Origin of the sequence: Pararhizobium sp. A13 (assembly GCF_040126305.1) — a bacterium.
Taxonomy (GTDB): domain Bacteria; phylum Pseudomonadota; class Alphaproteobacteria; order Rhizobiales; family Rhizobiaceae; genus Pararhizobium.
The window spans coordinates 4,080,558-4,100,735 of record NZ_CP149510.1 but is presented as its reverse complement, the minus strand read 5'-3'; the positions used below and the strand labels follow the sequence as shown (position 1 = coordinate 4,100,735).

Sequence of the window (20,178 nt, the reverse complement as noted above, 5' to 3'; positions counted from 1 at the left end):
CGTGTTCTCCGTGGCGTTTTTTGTGTCTGGCGGCCAAATCCAGGTGGATGAAGCGGAATCTTTACCTGATGGTCAAACTATCAGGGTGCCTTTCAGCGTCAAGCCTTGGTCCGATACGGTCAAATGCGGTTCATGGCTGGAGGGAGGCACGGGTTTCTTCGTCCAGAAGCAATCCAAACAAGGGCTTGTTGCGCTGCATTTTCTGAAGTTTAACCTGTTTGCCGGAGAGTGGCGCCGCGTTCCCGTAACCTGGGCTCAGGATGGAAATCTTGCCAAAACTTCAGGCCAGTCTGGCGCTTGCGCTTCTCGTCTTTCTTTCCACGCAGGCGCGCGCGGCCGACATGATTACTGATGGCGCCTTTGAAAAGGGCGAGGACGGCTTCTGGGCAACCGGCGGCGTTGCGCTGTCGCACGAGCGCGGAAAGTTGTGCGCCGATATCGAAGCCGGCGGGGAGCCCTGGGATCGCCTGCTCGGCGTCAACGACCTGCTCTTTGCTGCGGGTGCGTCCTACCGGTTGAAGATGATGCTCGAAAGCAAGGACGAGCGTATTTTCCCGGTCCTGGTTCAGCGCAATGCCGCGCCGTGGACGGCACAGGCAACATTCAATGCAGAGATCAAGGCCGGGGAGGAGGGGTTCTCGACCGTCTTCAAAGCGATGGAGGCAGAACCCGCGCAGATCATTTTTCATCTCGGCGGCGCCGAAAAGCCGTGGCGGCTTTGCCTCGATGACGTGGCGATCAGAGAAGCCAAGCCCGAAGAGGTCGTGGCGGCGGCGAAAAAGGTGGCGCGCGACTTGCCGGCCCTTGTCAACCAGGCGGGCTATTTCCTCGATGGACCGAAGCGGGCGACGATCCTGTCGGATGCCACCAAACCGCTGGCATTCAAGCTTGAAGATGCTCAGGGTGTGGTGGTGGGCGAGGGCATGACGGCTCCGGCCGGTTTCGACGAAACGGCTGGCGCTGAGACCCAGATTGCCGATTTTTCCGCTTTTGCGACGGCCGGCGAGGGTTATCGCGTGGTTGTCGGCGGCAGGAAGAGCTACCCATTTTCTGTTGGCCGCGACGTCTACGGCAAATTGCGCGTCGATGCGCTGTCGTGGTTTTATCCGCAGCGTAGCGGCATCGCGATCAAGGGCGATATCGCCGGGGAGGCCTACGCCCGTCCTGCCGGACACCTGCAGGACAGCCCCAATCAGGGTGACGCGCAGGTCACCTGCCTGACCGGCAAGGTGGCGGCGGAACTCTACGGCGAGGACTGGACCTGCGACTATGCGCTCGACGTCTCCGGAGGCTGGTACGATGCCGGCGATCAGGGCAAATACGTGGTCAATGGCGGGATCGCGGTGGCGCAACTTCTTGGCACGTTCGAACGCGGCGTGGTCTACGGCAAAGGGGCGTCGCCGGTGATCAGCGACAGCCTGTCGCGCATTCCCGAAAACGGCAACGGTGTTCCCGACATTCTCGATGAGGCCCGTTGGGAACTCGAATTCATGATAAAGATGATGGTGCCCGACGGCCAGCCCTTGGCCGGCATGGTGCATCACAAGATACACGACACGAAATGGACCGACGTGCCGATGCTGCCGCATCTCGATCCAGAAGAGCGGGCATTGCATCGCCCCTCGACGGCCGCGACGCTCAATCTCGCGGCTGCGGCGGCGCAAGGCGCTCGGCTGTTTGCGCCCTATGACGAGGCGTTCTCCGAAACGCTGCTGGCCGCGGCGAAAAAGGCCTGGCTCGCCGCCGCTGCCAATCCGGTGCTCTATGCGCCGACGTCGGACGGCCTGCAGGGCGGCGGTGACTATGACGACACCGATATTGCCGACGAAACCTATTGGGCGGCGGCGGAGCTTTATATCACCACCGGAGAGACCAAGTATCTCACTGCGTTGAAAACCTCCATCCATTGGGCAGGGCCGGTTTTTTCTGCCATCGGAGCCTTCGATTGGCGCAGTGTCGCGGGGCTCGGCCGTCTCGACCTGGCGCTCTACGGCGACAGGCTTCCGGACGAGGACAAGGCGATGGTTCGCGTCTCTGTCGTCTCGGCTGCCAGAAATTTCATGAGCCTGCAGAAGAAGGAACCCTTCGGGCAGATTTATCGGCCGGCCAACAACCGCTATGACTGGGGATCCAACCAGCTGATCCTGCAAAACATGATCGTCGTATCGGCGGGATACGACCTGACAGGCGAAAAGCGGTTCCTCAATGGCGTCCGCGAGAGCATGGATTACATCTTCGGGCGGAATGCCATGAACATGTCTTATGTCACCGGCTATGGCAGCGTCTTTGCAAAGAACCAGCATAGCCGTTGGTATGCCCATCAGCTCGACGACACGCTTCCCAATCCGCCAGCCGGGACACTGGCGGGCGGACCGAATTCGACGCTGGTCGACGACGTGTCGAAGGCACGGCTCAAGGGCTGCCTGCCGCAGACTTGCTATGTCGACGATATCATGGCCTGGGGAGCCAACGAAATGACGATCAACTGGAATGCACCGCTGGTCTATATTGCCTCTTTCCTGGCGGATGCCCGATGAGCGGACAGACGGGCATCGCCTTCATCGGCGCGGGTTTCGTCGCCGACTATTACATGACGACGCTGGCAAACCATCCGCAGTTGCGGCTAGCCGGTGTCTTCGACATTGATCCTGTGCGGCTGCAACAGTTCTGTGCCCACTGGAACGTCCGCGCCTACGCCTCTGGCGAGGAGGCGCTTGCGGACCCGAGTGTTGCCATCGTCGTCAACCTGACGCCGCCGGAAAGCCATCATGCCGTCAACAACGCGGCATTACTCGCCGGCAAGCATGTCTATTGCGAAAAGCCGCTGGCGATGACGGTGGATGAGGCGCGCGAACTGGTTGATCTGGCGGACGCGAGGGAGCTGGTATTGGCGGGCGCGCCGGCCAACGCGCTCAGCGATGCCCGGGCGCACTGCGCCGAAATCCTCAGCGCCGGTGTCATCGGTACACCGCGCCTCGTTTACGCGGAAATGGAGGATGGACCGGTCTTCCTCGACAAGTGGCAGGAGTGGCGAAGCCGCTCCGGTGCGAAATGGCCGGCGGTGCACGAATTCGAAATCGGCTGCACGCTGGAACATGCGGGCTACGCGACAAGCTGGCTCGTGTCGCTGTTCGGTCCCGTGGCGCATGTCGCGGCTTTCTCCGCGCTGACCTTTCCCAACAAGGGACCAGGTACCGAAAATCTCGCTCTCGGACCGGATTTTTCCGTCGGCTGTCTGACATTCCGCTCGGGCCTTGTCGCCCGCCTCACGAGCGGACTTGCCATGCCGCGCGACCGGTCGCTGACGATCGTCGGCGACAAGGGCACCATCGTCGTGCGTGATCTCTGGGACAATCGCTCACCGATCCATGTCGAGTTGGCGGGCGCGAGGCGACCGCTGCTTCATCGCCTGATCGATCGTCTGGAATGGCAGTTTCAGCGGAAATTTGCATTTCGTCTGACGGCCGGAAAGCCGTTGGCCTATCGGCGTCCTGCGGAGAAAAACGTCCTGCCCGCCTATCCGTCGCAGATCGATTTCGTGCGCGGGATTGCTGCGCAGGCGGATGCGATCAGGCAAAACACCAAACCATTCTTTTCGGGCGGGACCGCGCTGCACCTGACGGACATCGTGCTGGCGCTGAATGCCGGCAAACGGGATCATACTCCGAGCGGTTATGACGCGGGCTGAGCCAGTACGGTTTCGATGATCTCGAGCGCGGCAATGCTGGTACCAAGCGGCATCAGCGGTTGTTCGCATTTTCCCTCGAGGATGGCCTTGCTTGCCGCTTCGATCTCGAACTGCAGTCCGTTGCCGGGGTAGCCGTGGTCATGGACCGTCAGACCGGGCAGGGGCAGCTTGCGTCCCATCTTGCCGACGAGGCCCGATAGGAGGCCGGAGCCGGGCGGGATCACCAGATGACGAGCAACAGAATTTCTCGTGACGATGACACGGCTTGCCTGCAGGAATGGCGCGTCGATCACCAAGCTTCCCTGGTCGCCTTCGATGATGAAACGATTGCTGCCATTGCGATCGAATGCACAGGAGAGGGAGGCATCGAAGCCGGAATATTCCAGCTTGATCTCGGCCGACATGTCGACCCCCGTGGGTGCGGCGCGCCACCGCCCGGTCACCGCTTGCGGAAAACCGAACAGCGCGAGCGTTATCCCGATTGGATAGGCCCCCAGATCAAGAAGCGAGCCGCCGCCGAGCGCTTTCGAGAAGAAGCGGCTGTCCCTGTCGAAGGCTCTGACATAGGCGAGTTCCGCTCGAATGCCGGTGACAGCGCCGATCGCGTTGTCGGCAAGAAGGGTGCGCACCCGGCTGACTGCCGGCAGGAACACGGTCCAGAGAGCCTCCATGGCGAATGTGTTCGTTTCCCCGGCCAGCTGTGCCAGATGCTGCGCTTGTGCCGCAGTCGTCACCAATGGCTTTTCGACAAGGACAGGTATTTTAGCGCGCAACAGCGATTGCGCCTGTTTGAAATGGGTGGTGTTCGGCGTTGCCAGATAGACGGCGTCAATCTCCGCGTCGGATGCCAGAGCCTCGATGTTGGGTAGAATCCGAAGCCCACCAAAGCGCTGTGAGAAGGTGCTTGCCGCCTCGGCCGTCCGCGAGCACACGGCAACAAGCTCGGCGTTGCCGGCCAAACGGATGTCCTCGGCAAAGGTGGAGGCGATGGTGCCGGTCCCGAGCACCGCCCATCTGACGGTCGACGGCGATGGCCGGTTTTTGGCAATCGTGTTCATGGCGCCGATCCTGCACGGCAAGTCTCAAAGGCGCGTAAACATCGGCATATTGGGTTCTCGGCGAAGTTGCGAGCGCGGCACAACCTCTTCGTGCGATTCGGGAGGCGCTTTTGGAACGGACGGCAGATCAAGGGCAATTGTCGCCGCTTCGGCTGAAGTCATGAACGCTGCCTGTCGCGTTGGACACATGCGTTCAACGCGACCGGTCAACCCGGCTTAATATAAGGACGGTTCACCCGAATCGGAACGCCAAGCCGATGAAACCGGCGATTTATGTCCTGGGGAGAACCGAAACGCGGTGGGACGGGGTTGGTAAAATGGGGACCGGCGGTCGGCCCCCATTCGTATCAGGCGGTACGGCGCTGCGCGACCCGTTCGGCCGGGGCAGGTTCTTCGCCATAGATTTCCGTCAGTGTTTTCAACACTTTCAGGACAGCATCCGAAGAGCTTGAATAGTAGATTGTCTGCGCATCCCTGCGGGTGGTCACGAGATTCTGGGCACGCAATTTCGAGAGATGTTGCGACAGGGCAGACTGGCTGAGGCCGACCTGGTTTGCCAATACACCAACTGCCATTTCCTGGTTCACCAGTGAACGCAGAATCAGCAGACGCTTGGGGTTTGCCATGGCCGACAGAAACTCCGCAGCTATTTCAGCCTTGCCGTGTTTCTGAGGAGAGATCGTTTGCATTCCGTACTCCGTGCGAGGTTCACATCACGCTTGGTCATGATTGTGAATAAGCGATAATTAGACGTGATGAATAAAAGCACAACCTCCTACTGCAAGAAATCGGGGTAGGTAGGGTAAATTTAACCGTAAAGTTTCACCAGCATCATGCGCAGTTCGCCCGCGGATTGCAATAGTGCATCATATTCGAGTCTTCTTAATTGATCGCCGGAGGCGAGATCGACCCCGGCGGCATCGAGGCCGCAGATTCGCCAGTCGGCACCTTCGGCCTTGCAATAGACCTGCGCATAGCGGCTCGCCGCATCGGGATGGTCGCTGTTCATGTGCTCGATTGCCCGCTCTTCCATCGCTGCGAGATCGTCGATTCCCGGCGAGCGAATGAGCAGGTCTTCGCCATCAAGCGCATAGGCCCGGCCAAAGCCGCCATTGAGGCTGGCCTTCACCGGCTGCAACCTGAAGAAGGCAAAGTCCGGAAAGTCGATATAGAGTTCCGACTTTGGATGGCGGCGGAGGAAGCGTGCGCGAATACGGGCATGCGACGCACCGTCGCGTTCGACTTTTTCGGCCTCGCACTGAACGGTCAGACGGGGATGGGCGAGCGGATCGCCCTTGCCGACTTCGCCGGTCAGCAGCGAGCAGCGGGTATCGGCGGACAATGCCTGGGTGTGGGTCGAGAGAGCCGAGACCAGCGTGACTGGCGTCCCGTCCGTGTCGATGCCAAGAAGCACGCGGCTGACGAAGGGAAAACCGTTGCTTGCCGGCTCGATGACGGCGAGGGCGGCGCTGCGAGCGGAGCGCAACAGGATGCGGGCAAGCTTGCGCGCCTCGTCGTCGGTTTCGCGCAGCACGGAAGGTTTTTCGGCCATCGGAGTTGCCTCTTGGTCTTGAATGCCAAACGCCCGGAGACAGCGATCCCGGGCGTCCTTTATACTGGCATTCAGGCTGATCTGGTCAACTTCTGTTGCGGTGCCGGGTCAAGCCTTCCACGACGTTCTGCGCATTGATGGTTCCGACGACGGCGCCGTTGTCGACTACGCCGATGCTGCCCGGCTGGCGCGACATCGCGTCGAGGATGTCGATCAGCGGCGTTGTCGGCTTGGCGGTCGCCGTGACGCCGGCCGCGCCGTCGATCCGGTTGACGCCGTGCTGCATCACGTCCATCGCCGTCAGCATGGTGATCGGGTTCATGTGCTGGACGAAATCGGCGACATACTGGTTGGCCGGGTTCTTGACGATCTCCTGCGGCGTGCCGCACTGGATGATGCGCCCGCCTTCCATGATGGCGATGCGGTTACCGATCCGGAAGGCCTCGTCGAGGTCGTGGCTGACGAAGAGGATGGTCTTCTTCAGCCGCCGCTGGAATTCGAGGAGCTCGTCCTGCAGGCGGGTGCGGATCAGTGGATCGAGCGCCGAGAAGGGTTCGTCCATCAGCAGGATGGGCGCGCCGGTGGCAAAGGCGCGGGCAAGGCCGACACGCTGCTGCATGCCGCCGGAGAGCTCCTTGACCTGCCGGCCGGCCCACTTCGTCAGGTTGACCAGCTCCAGTTGTTCGCCGACACGCTTCTTGCGCTCGCTCTCCGGCACGCCGGCCAATTCCAGCCCGAAGCCGACATTGTCCTCCACGGTGCGCCATGGCAGCAAAGCAAACTGCTGGAAAACCATGGAGACATCGTGCATGCGGAAGTCGCGCAGCGACTTGGCGCTTGTCTTGTACGGGTTGATCGTCCCGTGCTTGGTTTTCACCTGCACTTCGCCGCGCACCACCGGCGCCAGCCCGTTGACGGCGCGCAGCAGCGTCGACTTGCCAGAGCCCGACAACCCCATCAGCACGAGGATTTCGCCCTCGGTGATGGTCAGCGACGCATCGGCGACACCAAGCACAAGCCCGGTCGCGGCGCCGATCTCATCGCGGGTCTTGCCCTGATCGACCATGGCGATGGCCGCTTCCGGCTTGTTGCCGAAGATGATGTCGACATTCTTGAAAACGACGGCATCGGTCATGCGCCTTCTCCTTCATCGGACGAGCGGAACAGGCGGTCGAGAATGATCGCGAGAATGACGATGCAAAGCCCGGCTTCAAAGCCCTTGGCGACGTTCACCGTATTCAGCGCGCGCAGTACCGGCACGCCGAGGCCGTTGGCGCCAACGAGAGCCGCGATGACCACCATCGACAGTGAGAGCATGATCGTCTGGGTGAGGCCGGCCATGATCTGCGGCATGGCAAACGGGATTTCGATCTTGCGCAGCACCTGCGACGGCGTTGCGCCGAAGGAAACGGCTGCTTCCACCAGAGACGGTGGCGTCGAGATGATGCCGAGGCGAGTCAGGCGGATCGGCGCGGGAATTGCGAAGATCACCGTTGCAATCAGGCCCGGCACCATGCCGAGGCCGAAGAGGATCAGCGCCGGAATGAGGTAGACGAAGGTCGGGATGGTCTGCATCAGGTCGAGGACCGGGCGCATGACGGCATAGACCACCGGTCTGCGCGCCGCGACGATGCCGAGCGGAATGCCGACGGCCATGCTGACAAAGCTGGCGGCAAGCACCAGCGCCAGCGTCTCCGTCGTTTCCTTCCAATAGCCCTGATTGATGATCAGGAGCAGCCCGAGACAGGTAAACAGCGTGATGCCGATCGACCGGCGCAACCACCAAGACAACGCCGTGACAACCGCGACGACGACCAGTGCATGCGGTGTCTGCAGGATGAACAGCAGAACGGCAACAACGCCGGACAGAAAATTTGCGAGCTGATCGAAGAACAGTTCGAAATTGGTGGTGAGCCAATCGACGAAGGTCTTTGCCCCTGCGCCGATCGGAACACGATATTCGGTCAAAAAATCCACGAAAAACATCCCATACCGGAAAACGAAACGGAAATCGGTTCAAAAAAGGCGGGGAGATCATCCCCGCCTCATGTCCGCCGGTCAGAGACCGAGGGCTGTTTTCACGGCGGGCAATCCTTCGGCACCGTCCTTGGTCGTGACGCCGGCAAGCCAGGGGTCGATGGCGGTCGGATTAGCCTTCAGCCATTCCGCGGCGGCCGCGTCCGGCTCCTTGGCGTCGTTCAGGATCTTGCCCATGATCTCGTTTTCCATCGGAAGCGAGAACTTGAGATTGGTCAGCAGCTTGCCAACATTCGGGCATTCGGTGGTGTAGCCCGCGCGCACGTTGGTGAACACGGTTGCGCCGCCGAAGTTCGGGCCGAAGATGTCATCGCCGCCGGACAGGTAGCTGAGCTTGAAGTTGGCGTTCATCGGGTGCGGTTCCCAGCCGAGGAAGACAACCGGTGCGCTGTCCTTTTCGGCGCGGGCGACCTGCGCCAGCATGCCCTGTTCGGAGGATTCGACCACTTCGAAGCCCTTGAGGCCGAAGGTATCCTTGTCGACCATGTCGATGATCAGGCGGTTGCCGTCATTGCCCGGCTCGATACCGTAGATCTTGCCGTCGAGCTCATCCTTGTGAGCTGCGATATCCTTGAAATCCTTGATGCCGAGCTCTGCACCCTTGGCGTTGGTCGCCAGAGTATACTTGGCGCCCTCGAGGTTGGGACCGAAGGATTCCACCGACTTGTCGTCGAGGAAGGGGCGAACGTCATTTTCCTGCGTCGGCATCCAGTTGCCGAGAAAGATGTCGATGTCCTTGTTCTTCAGCGATTGGTAGGTGACGGGAACGGAAAGGACCTTGATGTCCGTCTCGTAGCCGAGGCCCTTGAGGATCGTGCTGACGGTTGCCGTCGTCGCGGTGATGTCGGTCCAGCCGACATCGGAAAAGCGGACGGTGCCGCAGCTTTCCGGTTCGGCCGCATAAGCGTTCGCGGTCAGCGCAGCCAGCGATACGGCCGCGGTCAGCATGAATTTCAGTGTCAGTCTGCTCATCGTATTTATTCCCCTGCCTTTTATGATTTTAGCCAATCACCAAATGTCCGCCAATTCAAGCGCCCTGGTGTTGCCTCCAAGTGTATTGGGACATTCGCCAGACAGCCCGCGTAAAACGACGTGAGATGTCGCATTACTCTTGTTCTGGCACAAAGCGTCGATTTTCTGTGATTTTTGCGCTCGTGGTCTGGCCTTCTGCCCGGTCTGTTCATGAACAATCAACAGAATAAAGAAGAGGATGCCATGGCAAAACTGTATTTCAGCTACGCCACCATGAATGCTGGAAAATCGACAATGCTCCTGCAGGCGTCCTACAATTATCGCGAACGCGGCATGCGCACCGTCATCCTGATCGCCGCCTTCGACGACCGGGCCGGCACGGGGCGAGTATCTTCCCGCATCGGGCTGAGCGAGGACGGCATTCCCTTCACCCATGACGACGATCTCTATGCATTGGTCGAACGCCTGCATGCCGAAGAAACAATTGCCTGCGTATTCGTCGACGAGGCGCAGTTTCTCGGCGAGGATCAGGTCTGGCAGCTGGCGCGCGTCGCCGATCGTATTGGCATTCCGGTTATGGCCTATGGATTGCGCACAGATTTCCAGGGCAAGCTCTTTCCCGGCTCGATGGCGCTCTTGGCGATTGCCGACGAAATGCGGGAGGTCCGTACGATCTGCCATTGCGGCCGCAAGGCAACGATGGTGGCGCGGCTCGACGCCGACGGCAATGTCGTCCGCGAGGGCGCCCAGGTTGATGTCGGCGGCAACGAGAAATACGTCGTCTACTGCCGCCGCCACTGGGAAGACGTGATGAACGAAGGCTGACGGGCTATCGCACGGCAATCACGCCGTGCCATGGTGGCGGCCATCCCATTCGTTCTCCGGAGAAACCACCGATGCCGCTGCGTCTTGTCCTGATGAGTGCCTGTCTCTGTCTTTGGGTGGGCCTTGCCCATGCCGGTGGCGACGCGGAAGCGGGGGCGCAGGTTTTCAAGAAGTGCGGCACCTGCCATACCGCGTCCGAGCCGGTGAACCGGGTCGGGCCGAGCCTGATGGGCGTCGTCGGTCGCCCGGTCGCGACATTTGCCGGCTATGGCTATTCCGATGCCATGAAGGCCTTCGGCGCGGATGGCAAAGTATGGGACGAAAATCTGCTTGCCGAATATCTTCTCAGCCCGAAAGCGATGGTGACGGGCACGAAGATGTCTTTTGCAGGCCTGAAAAAGCCTCAGGACATCGAAAACGTCATCGCCTATTTAAAGACCACAGCTACGAAATAAAGCGTTTCCTTCGAAGCAGGTTGCGGATGAGAGGTGACGCACAACTGAAAATCGGCGGTTGGGCACTTGTGCTTCAAATCGCTGCTCCCATTATATGAATGATGTCACGACTGAATAATTGACCTGCGCGGCGCGTCTGCACCGAAGCAAGAGGGGGAAACGATGGCGACACTTCAGAATTTTGAGAGCGAGATCGAGAAAACGCGCGGCATCGTCGAACAGATGCGCGGCAAGATGAATCAGTCTGCCGTCGTGCTCGACCAGTTCGCCAAGTCCGACACCAAATTGGGCGATGCGAATTTCGACATCGAGAATGCCCGTATCCAGGACGTCATCAACCAGCAGAAGGTGATGGAGGGCAACATTGCCGACCTGATCATCGGTCTGGAAGACGCAACCAATGTCTTCGGCGCCGAATTCGAGAGCATGAAGAGCTATACGGGTTATGAGAAGTTCATCAGCGTCTTCTCAAAGCAGAGCGCGCAGCGCATGCGCACGGACCGCGTGCGCAACATGTCGCTTGCCGGCAATCTGCAGGAGCTGCTCGCCAAATCCGACACCATCGTCGGCATTCTGAAGGAACAGAAGGGCGTTCTCGAACAGCGATACAAGACCTCTGAGCAGAGCCTGCTGCAGGTCATCGAACGGCGCAAGGGCACGATGGCGAACCTTCAGGAGACCCAGAAGCGGATCGAGGAACTGAACCCGCTGTTGATGGACATCGAAAACAAGATCGCAGCCTCCACCGACCAGATGTCGCGCACCCAGCTTGAAGGCGAGCGCTCGGTGCTGGCCACCGAATATAACGAGAAGCAGGCCAAGGAACAGGAACTTCTGGCCGAAAGCCAGACGCTCGAGCGCTATACCTCGATGTTCCAGACCTTCGTCGATTCGCTCAACAACCAGATCGCCGCGCAGAACACGCTGATCAACAAGCTGACGATCGATACCGAACAGCGCATCGTCCTCTACAAGGCTCTTGAGGATTCGTTGAAGACCGCCGCGCAGCAGGATGTCGCCCACAAGATCAACACGCTCGGCAGCCAGGTCGATACCGCGGCCGAAGAGACCATGGCCGGCATTGGCTCGGCCGCGCAGCGCCATATCGGCGATCTCCTGGAAATGCACGAGAAGAACATGCTCTCGACGCAGGACATCCAGCGCCGAAAGAAGCTTGCCGACGATGCCTTTGCCCGGCGGTTCCAGGCCGTGATGGACAAGCACAATTCGGCGAATTACGTGAAGCAGTAGTGGCGGCACTCGTGATGCATTTTTGCGAACGCTTGAGGGGAGAAGAGACACCCCCCTCTGTCGGCTTTGCCGACATCTCCCCCTCAAGGGGGGAGATCGGGAGTGCGTGGCAGCCCTTTCGTGTTCCAGAGCGCTTTTCGCCAACAGTTGGTTTGGGAAAAGAACAAGGGGGCAGATGTCACGAAGTGACAGAGGGGGGTAACTCTCCGTATGTTCCGGGCATCCTCGCATGAACGCCGCAACCGAAGGCCCCGTCGGCCAGTATTTCGCCTCCATCCGGGCGGCGCTCGGCGGGCTCGAAATCTTTCTTGGCGACCGTAACTCGCCGCTTTACCGCAACACGGTGGTCGGCGAAGTGGTCGTGCCTTATCTTGCGCGGCTGAAAGCGTCCTTCTCCTGCTGGGAAAACCGGATCGGGTTCATCGAGCAGTTCCGCATTTCTCGCGCCGAAAGCGGCTTTCCGGTGTTCCAGAACGTGCTGGAGCTGGAAAACGACCGGCAGTCAGCGGAAAAGCGGCTGTCAGGCATTCCACAAGCCGACGCGCTGCGCCAGGAAATGGCCGACTTCATCCTGCGCCACAAGGCGTTTCCGGCCGGGCTGCAGTCGCGCATGGCCGAACGGCTCTATCTCGAACAGATCGGCAAGGGCGACATCTTCTCGCCCTTCATCATGCCCGAGACGATCCGGGTCGCTGTCAATCCGAAGACGATGCGGCCCTACTACGTCGTCTGCTGGGGTGCCTTTGACGGCTCGAGCACCCTGCCGATGGTCTACATGGCGATGATCGAGGATTCGTCGGAAAAGATCGTCGGGATGCTGGTGACGGAGGACGGCAAGCTCAATCCGGAGGTGGATATTCCCCTGCCGATCGGCGGTCTGCTCAATCCGGAACTGGCCAGCCGCTTCGATGATTTCGCTTTGAAGAACAGCGCCTATTCGCTGACGCCGGTGACGATCGCCACCAATCTCGACAAGGATTTTCCCGAACTTCATCCGAAGCAGCTGCGCCGCATCGTGCTCGGGCCGTTCTATTCCGCCGGGATCACCGAGAACAATGCGAAGATCAACGAGATACTCTCCAAGGTCCGCAAACAGGAAAATGCCTGGCTTCTGACCTGGACGGTGCAGGAGGTCTTTTCCAAGGCCGAGCGACCGGCCCAGCGTGGCTTCTGGTCGTCGACGCCGGCCAGCGAGGAATTCCATATCGACACCGACAATCTCGAAGCGACGCGCATGGGGGTCAGTTCCTATGAGAAACATGCGCTGGTGCCGCACGACGCCTATCAGGCGCTCTATGCCGCCGGCGACGCCGCGCAGATTTTCGGCGACTACAAGGTGCATGTGATTTCCGGAAACCAGGTCATCAGCGAGGTGTGAGGCCATGTCACTGAACGCGGGCTTGACGACACTGCATGAGGACGACATCGCCAAGCATCAGGCGGTGGCCCAGGGGCTGGTGACGAAGGTCATCATCCTGGAAGCTGACGATCCTGCCTCCAGGACCGCGCTTGCGGGAACCGGGCGCCGCTTCGTCTCCACCGTCTCGACCGGCGGCCAGCGCCGCACCCGCGAGGTGGAACTGACCAAGACCATCCAGTCGGTTCGCACAAGTGATCCGCTGATGTCTCCCGGTCAGCACGCACTGCTCTATCGCTCGCGGCGCGGCCTGCAGGTGGCTCTGGCGGTTGCCGATGTCTTTGCCCGCCAGACCAATCTCGAAGGCCTGCAGTCCCGCAACGCCGCAGCACCTCTGTCTGGCGACGATGCTGCCCAGTTCAAGGCGCTTTTGTCGGCATCCGCCTATGTCGCCGCGTTCACCTTCGCCGCCTATCTCGGTGCGACTTTGGCCGGGGAAGGGGAGCCGGTGGAGGATGGCGCCGAGCCTGATTTCCTGTTCGATACGCCGCAGGACGCATTGAAAAGCCTGGTCTCGGCCCTCGATAAGACGATCGCCGGGGCGCCGGACGATGCGGCGCTGACGAGTCGGGCCCGGGCCTTTGCCAGGGTCGCGATAGAGGGATTGATCGGCCGCAAGGCGCGATTCACCGGGCTTTCAAGCTTCGAAAACGTTCATATCCGGCTCGATCAGGACGATTTCACCCTGAACGGCTTCGACGTCGCGCCCGGCGCCAAGCGCAAGCCGCTGGTGATGACCTTCAAGAAGCCGGAAGAGATCATCGGCAACCATATCGCCAAGTACCAGGCGCTGAAGCTCGCCAAGATGCTGATGGCCTATGATTTCGACCGGCAGATGAACCCCTTCGTCGAGCTCGGCGGCTTCCTCTTCACCTTCATCGGCGACGGCATGCCCGGTACGGGCAAGACGATCCTGATCCAGATGCTTGCCGGTTTGCTCAACGACTACTGCGAGATCGCCGGCTACGCCTTCCACTACGAGAACTTCGGCGTCGATCAGATTTCCTCCTATCAGGGCAAATCGGGCCAGAACTGCAAGGAATTCGTCAACAACGTCGTCAATCCGCGCGCCATCGGCTTCGGCACCATCGACGACGTCGATCAGGTTGCGGCCAAACGCTCAGACGACCGGGCGTCGGCCGGCCAGCATGAGGTGACGGCGGTTCTGATGGAAAGTTTCGCCGGCGCTTCGACGGTGATCCGCGGCAATTGCACGTTCGGCATGTTCTCCAACTATCCGGAAAATGTCGACGATGCGTTGCGCCAGCGCGCCGGCGCGCGCTGGCTGGTCGACGGGCCGCAGTCGGAAGGCGATTACATCGACATTTTTGCGCTTTTGGTCGGCAAGAACCACCAGATACCGCTTGGAGAGCACCAGCTGTTCGCCGGACAGGAAATCAAAAAGGCTGTTGCGCAATCCTACGAGGCGCATTCCCGTCCGAAGGAGGACGGCCTGCTTGCCGTCTGGGAGCGGTTCGAGAAAGAGGAAGGCAAGATCGAGACGCTCGCCGATGTCGGCTCGTATCTGCACATGATCAAGCAAGCCGAACCGCGCTTCACCGGTCGGGCGATCAAGAACATTACCGATGCGATCAAGATGCGGGCGATGGATGTGGAATTGCCCGACGACTGGTTCGCCGCGCCGGGAGCCTTCATGCACAAGGGCTACGACGAGAAAAAGGCAATGATCGAGGAACTGCGCGGGCCGATCACGCTTCCCATGGTCATGCAGGAAATCAACCGCTACGCCGACTCGGAATTCCGCTACACTGACAAATCCGACGACGCCGCCGTGGCCGACATCATCCGCCGCGAACGCCAGCGCGAGAAGGCGATCGCGCGGATCGAGGCGATGCGGAAGGATGGCCGGTGGTGAGGATGGGAATTTGCTGAGAGCTAATTTTCCTTGCTGTCGGGTTTAAAAGGCCGTAGTTTTCATGAAGAAAATTGTTCTGAGCAAACAGGCGGCGACGGCGTTGCATCGCATGCCGCAAGCGGATGCCAAGCGGATAACGAACAAACTGCAACAATATTCGGTCGATCCGGCATCAATGGCGAACAATGTGAAGAGGCTGCAAGGCTCAGACTATCTGCGATTGAGGGTCGGCGATTGGCCCGTGATTTTCAGCGAGGCAGGTGTTGTTATCGATGTTGTGAAAATCGCCCCACGCGGGGACGTTTATAGAGGTATGTAGCATGAACTCGGCTGTATCCTTCAAAACGCCAAATGGCGAAGAGCTGGTGTTGTTAAGCAAGCAGGACTATGAGGATCTTGTGAGGCAGGCCGAGTTGGCAGAAGACCTTGCAGACGCGGAAACGGTTCGCGATTTTCGTGAAAAGCTTGCGCGCGGTGAGGAGGAATTGATCCCGTTAGAGATTGTCAGCCGGTTAATCGATGGCGAAAATCCCATCAGGGTCTGGCGCGAGCACCGAGGTCTGTCGGCGAAAAAACTCGCGGAGATGTCCGGCATCAGCGCCGCGTATCTTTCAGAGCTGGAAACCGGCAAGAAGGACGGAAGTTTGTCTGTTTTCAAAAGTATCGCGACAGCGCTTCGTCTCGACCTGGATGATCTTGTTCGGAACGAAACTGGCAACCCGGCCGGCCATCCATGATTTTGACTGAACGGCTGGCCGCATGAAACGCCTCCTTGAAGCCGAACTCATCTATGGGCGCCTGCTCGAAATCTCCGAGCCGCATCTGATTGCGCGCTACAACAAGGCGCTGCAGGGCTTCGGCCTGCGCCCGACGGCACTTCCATCCTTCCAGATCGACATGACCGGGTTTTCACCAGAGATCGCCGATGAACTTGGCGATCGCGATTATCTCGATCCGAATCGGGTCAACCGCCGCTTCATCATCATGACGCCGGCGCAGGAGGAGCTTCCGGTCGTCCATACGAGCTTTTCCAATACGGCGGCGCTGATGCACGAGTTTTTCGCCGCCAATGCGCGCGCGATCAATGCAGTGACGATCAAGGATGCGCTCTACGGCGAGATCGAGGATTCCGTTTCGACCGTCAACGATATCGACGACCTGCTGTCGATCAACGAAGTGCACTTTCGCGTGCTGTCAGCCGAGGACATGCTGGGCAAGGCGGCCGAACTGAGGAGCTTGGTTGATCAACTGAAGACGGTGCCGACGGCCTGGGCCGACGATGTGATGTTGAACCGGATGGTCGAGCTTGCGAAGGTCACCGGCGATATCCGTGAGAATGCGCTCGTGCCGGACCAACTCGTGTTTCGCCACGACGCCTTCTGGGCCAATCATTTCGGCGGTGTCTATGTCTTTCTCGATGAGAAGACGACGACGGTCATCTGCGATCCGGCCGTTCCGGGTTTCCGCCGCTCGCGGCCCTGGCAGGTCGGTTATATCAGTCTCTCGGACCACCAGCGCATCTACGAATTCCTGGCGTCGACCAACCGGCTGCAGCTGCCGCAGGCCTCCTGGGTCGAGAGTTCCGGTCTCTATCAGCACAGGGCGGACATGATCCTGCGCGGGCTGGTCAACCAGGCTGATCCGACAACCGACCTCAACACTATCGACGCGATCTGGCTGCAGACCTGGATGCACCGCAACTCGGCGCTGGTATCGTCGGATGGGGCCTATCCGTTCCTGCAGACTATGATCCGCACGGTTTCCGCGTCAGGCACCATCAAGATGCAGGAGGTCGCGCCTGAAAACCGCTTCCTGCTTGTTCGTGCCGCCCCCGAGCACCCGGACCAGTGGCTCACCAACCGGCTGATCGCACAGTTGAACCCGAGCGATTTCGTCTCCCGCTTCGTCTTCGACAAGCAGGGGTTTTATGCGGCCTATGAACATTACAGCGAAAAGTTCAGGGAATATGTTGTGGCGACGCTGACCGGCACATATCTCAAGGACAAAGTAGCGTTCCGTAAACGTCTTTACGGGCTCAAGGAGGACAGTAATGCTTGATCCGATCGTCGCGTTTTTCCAGCGTGTGTTTTCCGCGATCGGCCGCGGCATTGGCCTGGTGATAGCCTGGATCCTCTTCCCCTTCATTGCCGTCGGCAATTGGTACCGGGGCCGCAGCTGGATCATCAAGGGGCCGATCGGCATCGGCCTTCTGGTGCTTATCGGGCTCTATGGCTATTTCATCTGGCAGACGCAGGCCTGGACGAATTTCAATCCTGACTATGTCAACACGTACAATTTTGCCGAGCGCAAGAACGATGCCGGTCTTCCGGTTAAGGTTGCCGCGGGCCAGACGGCGCCCGCCAATACCTGCGAGCGTTCGGCCATCGTCGACGTAACCGCCGATCTGATCGACTACAATGTCAATCAGAATGCCTGGATTTCGTCGATGATCCTCTACAAGGCCGGCCTGTTCGGCATGGATTGGGACCACACCCCGTGGTTCGACAACAAGGCGTCCTTCCAGCGCGGTGTCAACGAGGCGGTGCGCCGCACGACGGTCGAACTTGTCGATTCCCTTGTTCGCATGCGCGGCACGTCCGGCATCAATCCGCTGCTGCAAAGTGTACGCAGCAAGATGCAATACGAGGAAAGCAACTGGTATTTCGGCCTGTCGCCGTTCGGCCCGCTGACGCCGACGCCGTCGCAGTATCGCGCGGCGATGAATGATCTTCGGACCTTCAACGACGAACTCGCCAAATGCTCCGCGACTTTCGATGCTCGCGCGGACAATTTCCTGGAATTCATGGACCGGATCGCAAGCTCGATCGGCAGCACCTCGGCGATGCTGCGCGAGCGCTCGGAAAATTTTAACGGCGGTTGGTTCGATACACGGGCCGATGACCGTTTCTGGTTCGCCTATGGGCAGCTCTATGGCTATTACGGCGTCCTGACGGCGGCTGGCGCCGATTTCGACGGGATCATCACCCAGCGTGGCCTGGCGCCGATCTGGGCAGAGAGTATCAAGCAGCTGCGTGCGTCGCTGCGCATCCAGCCGTTGATCATCTCGAACGGCAAGGAAGATGGCTGGATCATGCCGACCCATCTGGCAACGCTCGGCTTCTATGTCCTGCGCGTCCGCTCCAACCTCGTTGAAATGCGCGATATTCTGGCGCGATAAGCCGTTTTCATCGAATAGAGACGGAAGGACGCTGTTGTTCCGTCTTTTTGTTTGTTTTCGTCAAAAATTGCGCTGATTTTTTGCTTTCGGCGGGTTCGAAGGCAAATAAACGATGGCAAGCGCCTTCAGTTCACGCTCATATGCTCCCAGACCAAAAAAGGTGGAAGGGGAGAGACACCATATGGCCGAGGTAAAATCCGATATCGAAATAGCCCGCGCAGCCAACAAAAAGCCGATCCTGGAGATTGGCGGCGGACTGGGAATACCGCCGGAACATCTGCTTCCCTACGGTCATGACAAGGCAAAGATCAGCGCCGATTTTATCGCCCAGCAGAAAGGCAAGAAGGACGGCCGGCTGATCCTCGTTACCGCGATCAATCCGACGCCTGCCGGTGAAGGCAAGACGACGACAACGGTGGGTCTCGGCGATGGTCTGAACCGGATCGGCAGACAAGCGATTGTCTGCATCCGCGAGGCGTCGCTCGGCCCCTGTTTCGGCGTCAAGGGCGGGGCTGCCGGCGGCGGTTATGCGCAGGTGGTGCCGATGGAGGACATCAATCTCCATTTCACCGGCGATTTCCATGCCATCACCTCGGCGCATAACCTCCTATCGGCGCTGATCGACAATCACATCTATTGGGGCAACGAGCAGAACATCGACGTCCGCCGCATTGCCTGGCGGCGCGTCATGGACATGAACGATCGCGCCTTGCGCCACATCGTCGGCTCGCTCGGCGGTGTCGCCAACGGCTATCCGCGCGAGACCGGCTTCGACATCACCGTCGCATCGGAAGTCATGGCGATCCTGTGCCTGGCCACTGATCTCAAGGACCTGCAAACGCGCCTCGGCAACATCATCATCGCGTACCGGCGCGACAAGACGCCGGTCTTTGCCCGCGATATCAAGGCCGACGGCGCCATGGCCGTGTTGCTCAAGGATGCGATGCAGCCCAATCTCGTGCAGACGCTGGAAAACAACCCGGCCTTTGTGCATGGCGGCCCGTTTGCCAATATCGCCCATGGTTGCAACTCCGTGGTGGCGACGACGACGGCGCTGAAGCTCGCTGACTATGTCGTTACCGAAGCCGGTTTCGGCGCCGATCTCGGGGCGGAAAAATTCTTTGACATCAAATGCCGCAAAGCGGGTCTCAAACCGGATGTCGCGGTCATCGTCGCGACCGCCCGAGCGATGAAGATGAACGGCGGGGTGAAGAAGGACAACCTTGGCCAGGAAAATGTCGAAGCTGTCCGGAAAGGCTGCGCCAATCTGGGCCGCCACGTCCAGAACGTCAAGAAATTCGGTGTGCCGGTCGTCGTTGCGATCAATCATTTCACGCTGGATACGGAGGCCGAGATACAGGCGATCAAGAATTTCGTCGCGACGCTCGGCGCCGAGGCGATCCTGTGCAAGCATTGGGCTGAGGGCTCAGCCGGCATCGAGGATCTGGCCCGCAAGGTCGTGGCCTTGGCGGAAAACGGCCGCTCGCAGTTTTCGCCGCTCTATCCCGACGACATGTCGCTGTTCCACAAGATCGAGACCATCGCCAAGGATATTTACCACGCCGGCGAAGTGATCGCCGACAAGACCGTGCGCGATCAACTGCGCGCTTGGGAAGATCAGGGCTACGGCCATCTGCCGATCTGCATGGCGAAAACGCAGTATTCGTTTTCGACCGATCCGAACCTGCGGGGCGCGCCGACGGGCCACACAGTTCCCGTCCGCGAGGTACGGCTCTCCGCCGGCGCCGGCTTCATTGTGGTCATCACCGGCGAGATCATGACCATGCCGGGCCTGCCGCGAACGCCATCATCGGAGAAGATTTTCCTCAGCGAGGCGGGGTTTATCGAGGGGTTGTTTTAAACGCAAAA

19 protein-coding genes are annotated in these 20,178 nt (G+C 59.8%); 13 read left to right on the top strand and 6 right to left on the bottom strand.

The window, feature by feature from the left end:
• Nucleotide 1: 1 nt before the first annotated feature.
• From WI754_RS20035 to WI754_RS20025, 3 genes are read left to right on the top strand one after another with little or no spacing between them, the layout of a single operon-like run.
• On the top strand, nucleotides 2-352 hold the full coding sequence (locus tag WI754_RS20035; RefSeq protein WP_349437911.1) for a hypothetical protein: 351 nt from the start codon (nucleotides 2-4) through the stop codon (nucleotides 350-352).
• Nucleotides 261-2,537 (top strand): glycoside hydrolase family 9 protein, encoded by a 2,277-nt coding sequence (locus WI754_RS20030; RefSeq protein WP_349435199.1) that lies wholly within the window; start codon nucleotides 261-263, stop codon nucleotides 2,535-2,537. Before WI754_RS20035 ends, WI754_RS20030 begins: the two co-directional genes overlap by 92 nt.
• The gene (locus tag WI754_RS20025) at nucleotides 2,534-3,688 is read left to right on the top strand and encodes a Gfo/Idh/MocA family oxidoreductase (protein ID WP_349435198.1); all 1,155 of its coding nucleotides are present in this window, start codon (nucleotides 2,534-2,536) and stop codon (nucleotides 3,686-3,688) included. Before WI754_RS20030 ends, WI754_RS20025 begins: the two co-directional genes overlap by 4 nt.
• On the opposite strand, the gene WI754_RS20020 is transcribed toward WI754_RS20025, so the two are convergent.
• From WI754_RS20020 to WI754_RS19995, 6 genes are all read right to left on the bottom strand, one after another.
• Nucleotides 3,673-4,746 carry a Gfo/Idh/MocA family oxidoreductase gene (locus WI754_RS20020; protein ID WP_349435197.1) on the bottom strand — a complete coding sequence of 358 codons (1,074 nt, stop codon included), beginning with the start codon at nucleotides 4,744-4,746 and terminating at the stop codon, nucleotides 3,673-3,675. The two genes, WI754_RS20025 and WI754_RS20020, sit on opposite strands and share 16 nt — an antisense overlap.
• 347 nt (nucleotides 4,747-5,093) lie before the next feature.
• Nucleotides 5,094-5,435, bottom strand: coding sequence for a metalloregulator ArsR/SmtB family transcription factor (locus WI754_RS20015; RefSeq protein ID WP_349435196.1), 342 nt, complete (start codon nucleotides 5,433-5,435; stop codon nucleotides 5,094-5,096).
• Between the two features lie 119 nt (nucleotides 5,436-5,554).
• The gene (locus WI754_RS20010) at nucleotides 5,555-6,298 is read right to left on the bottom strand and encodes a HugZ family protein (RefSeq protein ID WP_349435195.1); all 744 of its coding nucleotides are present in this window, start codon (nucleotides 6,296-6,298) and stop codon (nucleotides 5,555-5,557) included.
• A gap of 85 nt (nucleotides 6,299-6,383) precedes the next feature.
• Nucleotides 6,384-7,433, bottom strand: coding sequence for a choline ABC transporter ATP-binding protein (choV, locus tag WI754_RS20005; RefSeq protein WP_349435194.1), 1,050 nt, complete (start codon nucleotides 7,431-7,433; stop codon nucleotides 6,384-6,386).
• Nucleotides 7,430-8,275 (bottom strand): choline ABC transporter permease subunit, encoded by an 846-nt coding sequence (gene choW / locus WI754_RS20000; RefSeq protein ID WP_349435192.1) that lies wholly within the window; start codon nucleotides 8,273-8,275, stop codon nucleotides 7,430-7,432. The genes choV and choW overlap by 4 nt, the downstream gene beginning before the upstream one ends.
• Before the next feature lie 81 nt (nucleotides 8,276-8,356).
• On the bottom strand, nucleotides 8,357-9,307 hold the full coding sequence (locus tag WI754_RS19995) for a choline ABC transporter substrate-binding protein (protein ID WP_349435190.1): 951 nt from the start codon (nucleotides 9,305-9,307) through the stop codon (nucleotides 8,357-8,359).
• 243 nt (nucleotides 9,308-9,550) lie between these two features.
• Between WI754_RS19995 and WI754_RS19990 the strand changes: the two genes are divergently transcribed.
• From WI754_RS19990 to WI754_RS19945, 10 genes are all read left to right on the top strand, one after another.
• The gene (locus WI754_RS19990; protein WP_349435188.1) at nucleotides 9,551-10,132 is read left to right on the top strand and encodes a thymidine kinase; all 582 of its coding nucleotides are present in this window, start codon (nucleotides 9,551-9,553) and stop codon (nucleotides 10,130-10,132) included.
• 71 nt (nucleotides 10,133-10,203) lie between these two features.
• Complete coding sequence (locus WI754_RS19985; RefSeq protein WP_349435186.1) at nucleotides 10,204-10,587, top strand: cytochrome c family protein; 384 nt, start codon at nucleotides 10,204-10,206, stop codon at nucleotides 10,585-10,587.
• 162 nt (nucleotides 10,588-10,749) lie between these two features.
• Nucleotides 10,750-11,838: a hypothetical protein gene (locus tag WI754_RS19980; protein WP_349435185.1), complete on the top strand. Its 1,089-nt coding sequence runs from the start codon at nucleotides 10,750-10,752 to the stop codon at nucleotides 11,836-11,838.
• Between the two features lie 229 nt (nucleotides 11,839-12,067).
• Nucleotides 12,068-13,216 carry a hypothetical protein gene (locus WI754_RS19975; RefSeq protein WP_349435183.1) on the top strand — a complete coding sequence of 383 codons (1,149 nt, stop codon included), beginning with the start codon at nucleotides 12,068-12,070 and terminating at the stop codon, nucleotides 13,214-13,216.
• A gap of 4 nt (nucleotides 13,217-13,220) precedes the next feature.
• Nucleotides 13,221-15,131 (top strand): AAA family ATPase, encoded by a 1,911-nt coding sequence (locus WI754_RS19970; RefSeq protein ID WP_349435182.1) that lies wholly within the window; start codon nucleotides 13,221-13,223, stop codon nucleotides 15,129-15,131.
• Nucleotides 15,132-15,192: 61 nt separating this feature from the next.
• Nucleotides 15,193-15,450, top strand: coding sequence for a type II toxin-antitoxin system RelE/ParE family toxin (locus tag WI754_RS19965; protein ID WP_349435180.1), 258 nt, complete (start codon nucleotides 15,193-15,195; stop codon nucleotides 15,448-15,450).
• A gap of 1 nt (nucleotide 15,451) precedes the next feature.
• Nucleotides 15,452-15,868, top strand: a complete 417-nt coding sequence (locus tag WI754_RS19960) for a helix-turn-helix transcriptional regulator (protein WP_349435178.1) — start codon at nucleotides 15,452-15,454, stop codon at nucleotides 15,866-15,868.
• Nucleotides 15,869-15,890: 22 nt separating this feature from the next.
• Nucleotides 15,891-17,189 (top strand): DUF6638 family protein, encoded by a 1,299-nt coding sequence (locus tag WI754_RS19955; RefSeq protein WP_349435177.1) that lies wholly within the window; start codon nucleotides 15,891-15,893, stop codon nucleotides 17,187-17,189.
• Complete coding sequence (locus tag WI754_RS19950) at nucleotides 17,182-18,309, top strand: DUF2333 family protein (RefSeq protein ID WP_349435176.1); 1,128 nt, start codon at nucleotides 17,182-17,184, stop codon at nucleotides 18,307-18,309. The genes WI754_RS19955 and WI754_RS19950 overlap by 8 nt, the downstream gene beginning before the upstream one ends.
• 181 nt (nucleotides 18,310-18,490) lie before the next feature.
• On the top strand, nucleotides 18,491-20,170 hold the full coding sequence (locus WI754_RS19945; RefSeq protein WP_349435174.1) for a formate--tetrahydrofolate ligase: 1,680 nt from the start codon (nucleotides 18,491-18,493) through the stop codon (nucleotides 20,168-20,170).
• Nucleotides 20,171-20,178: the final 8 nt, after the last annotated feature.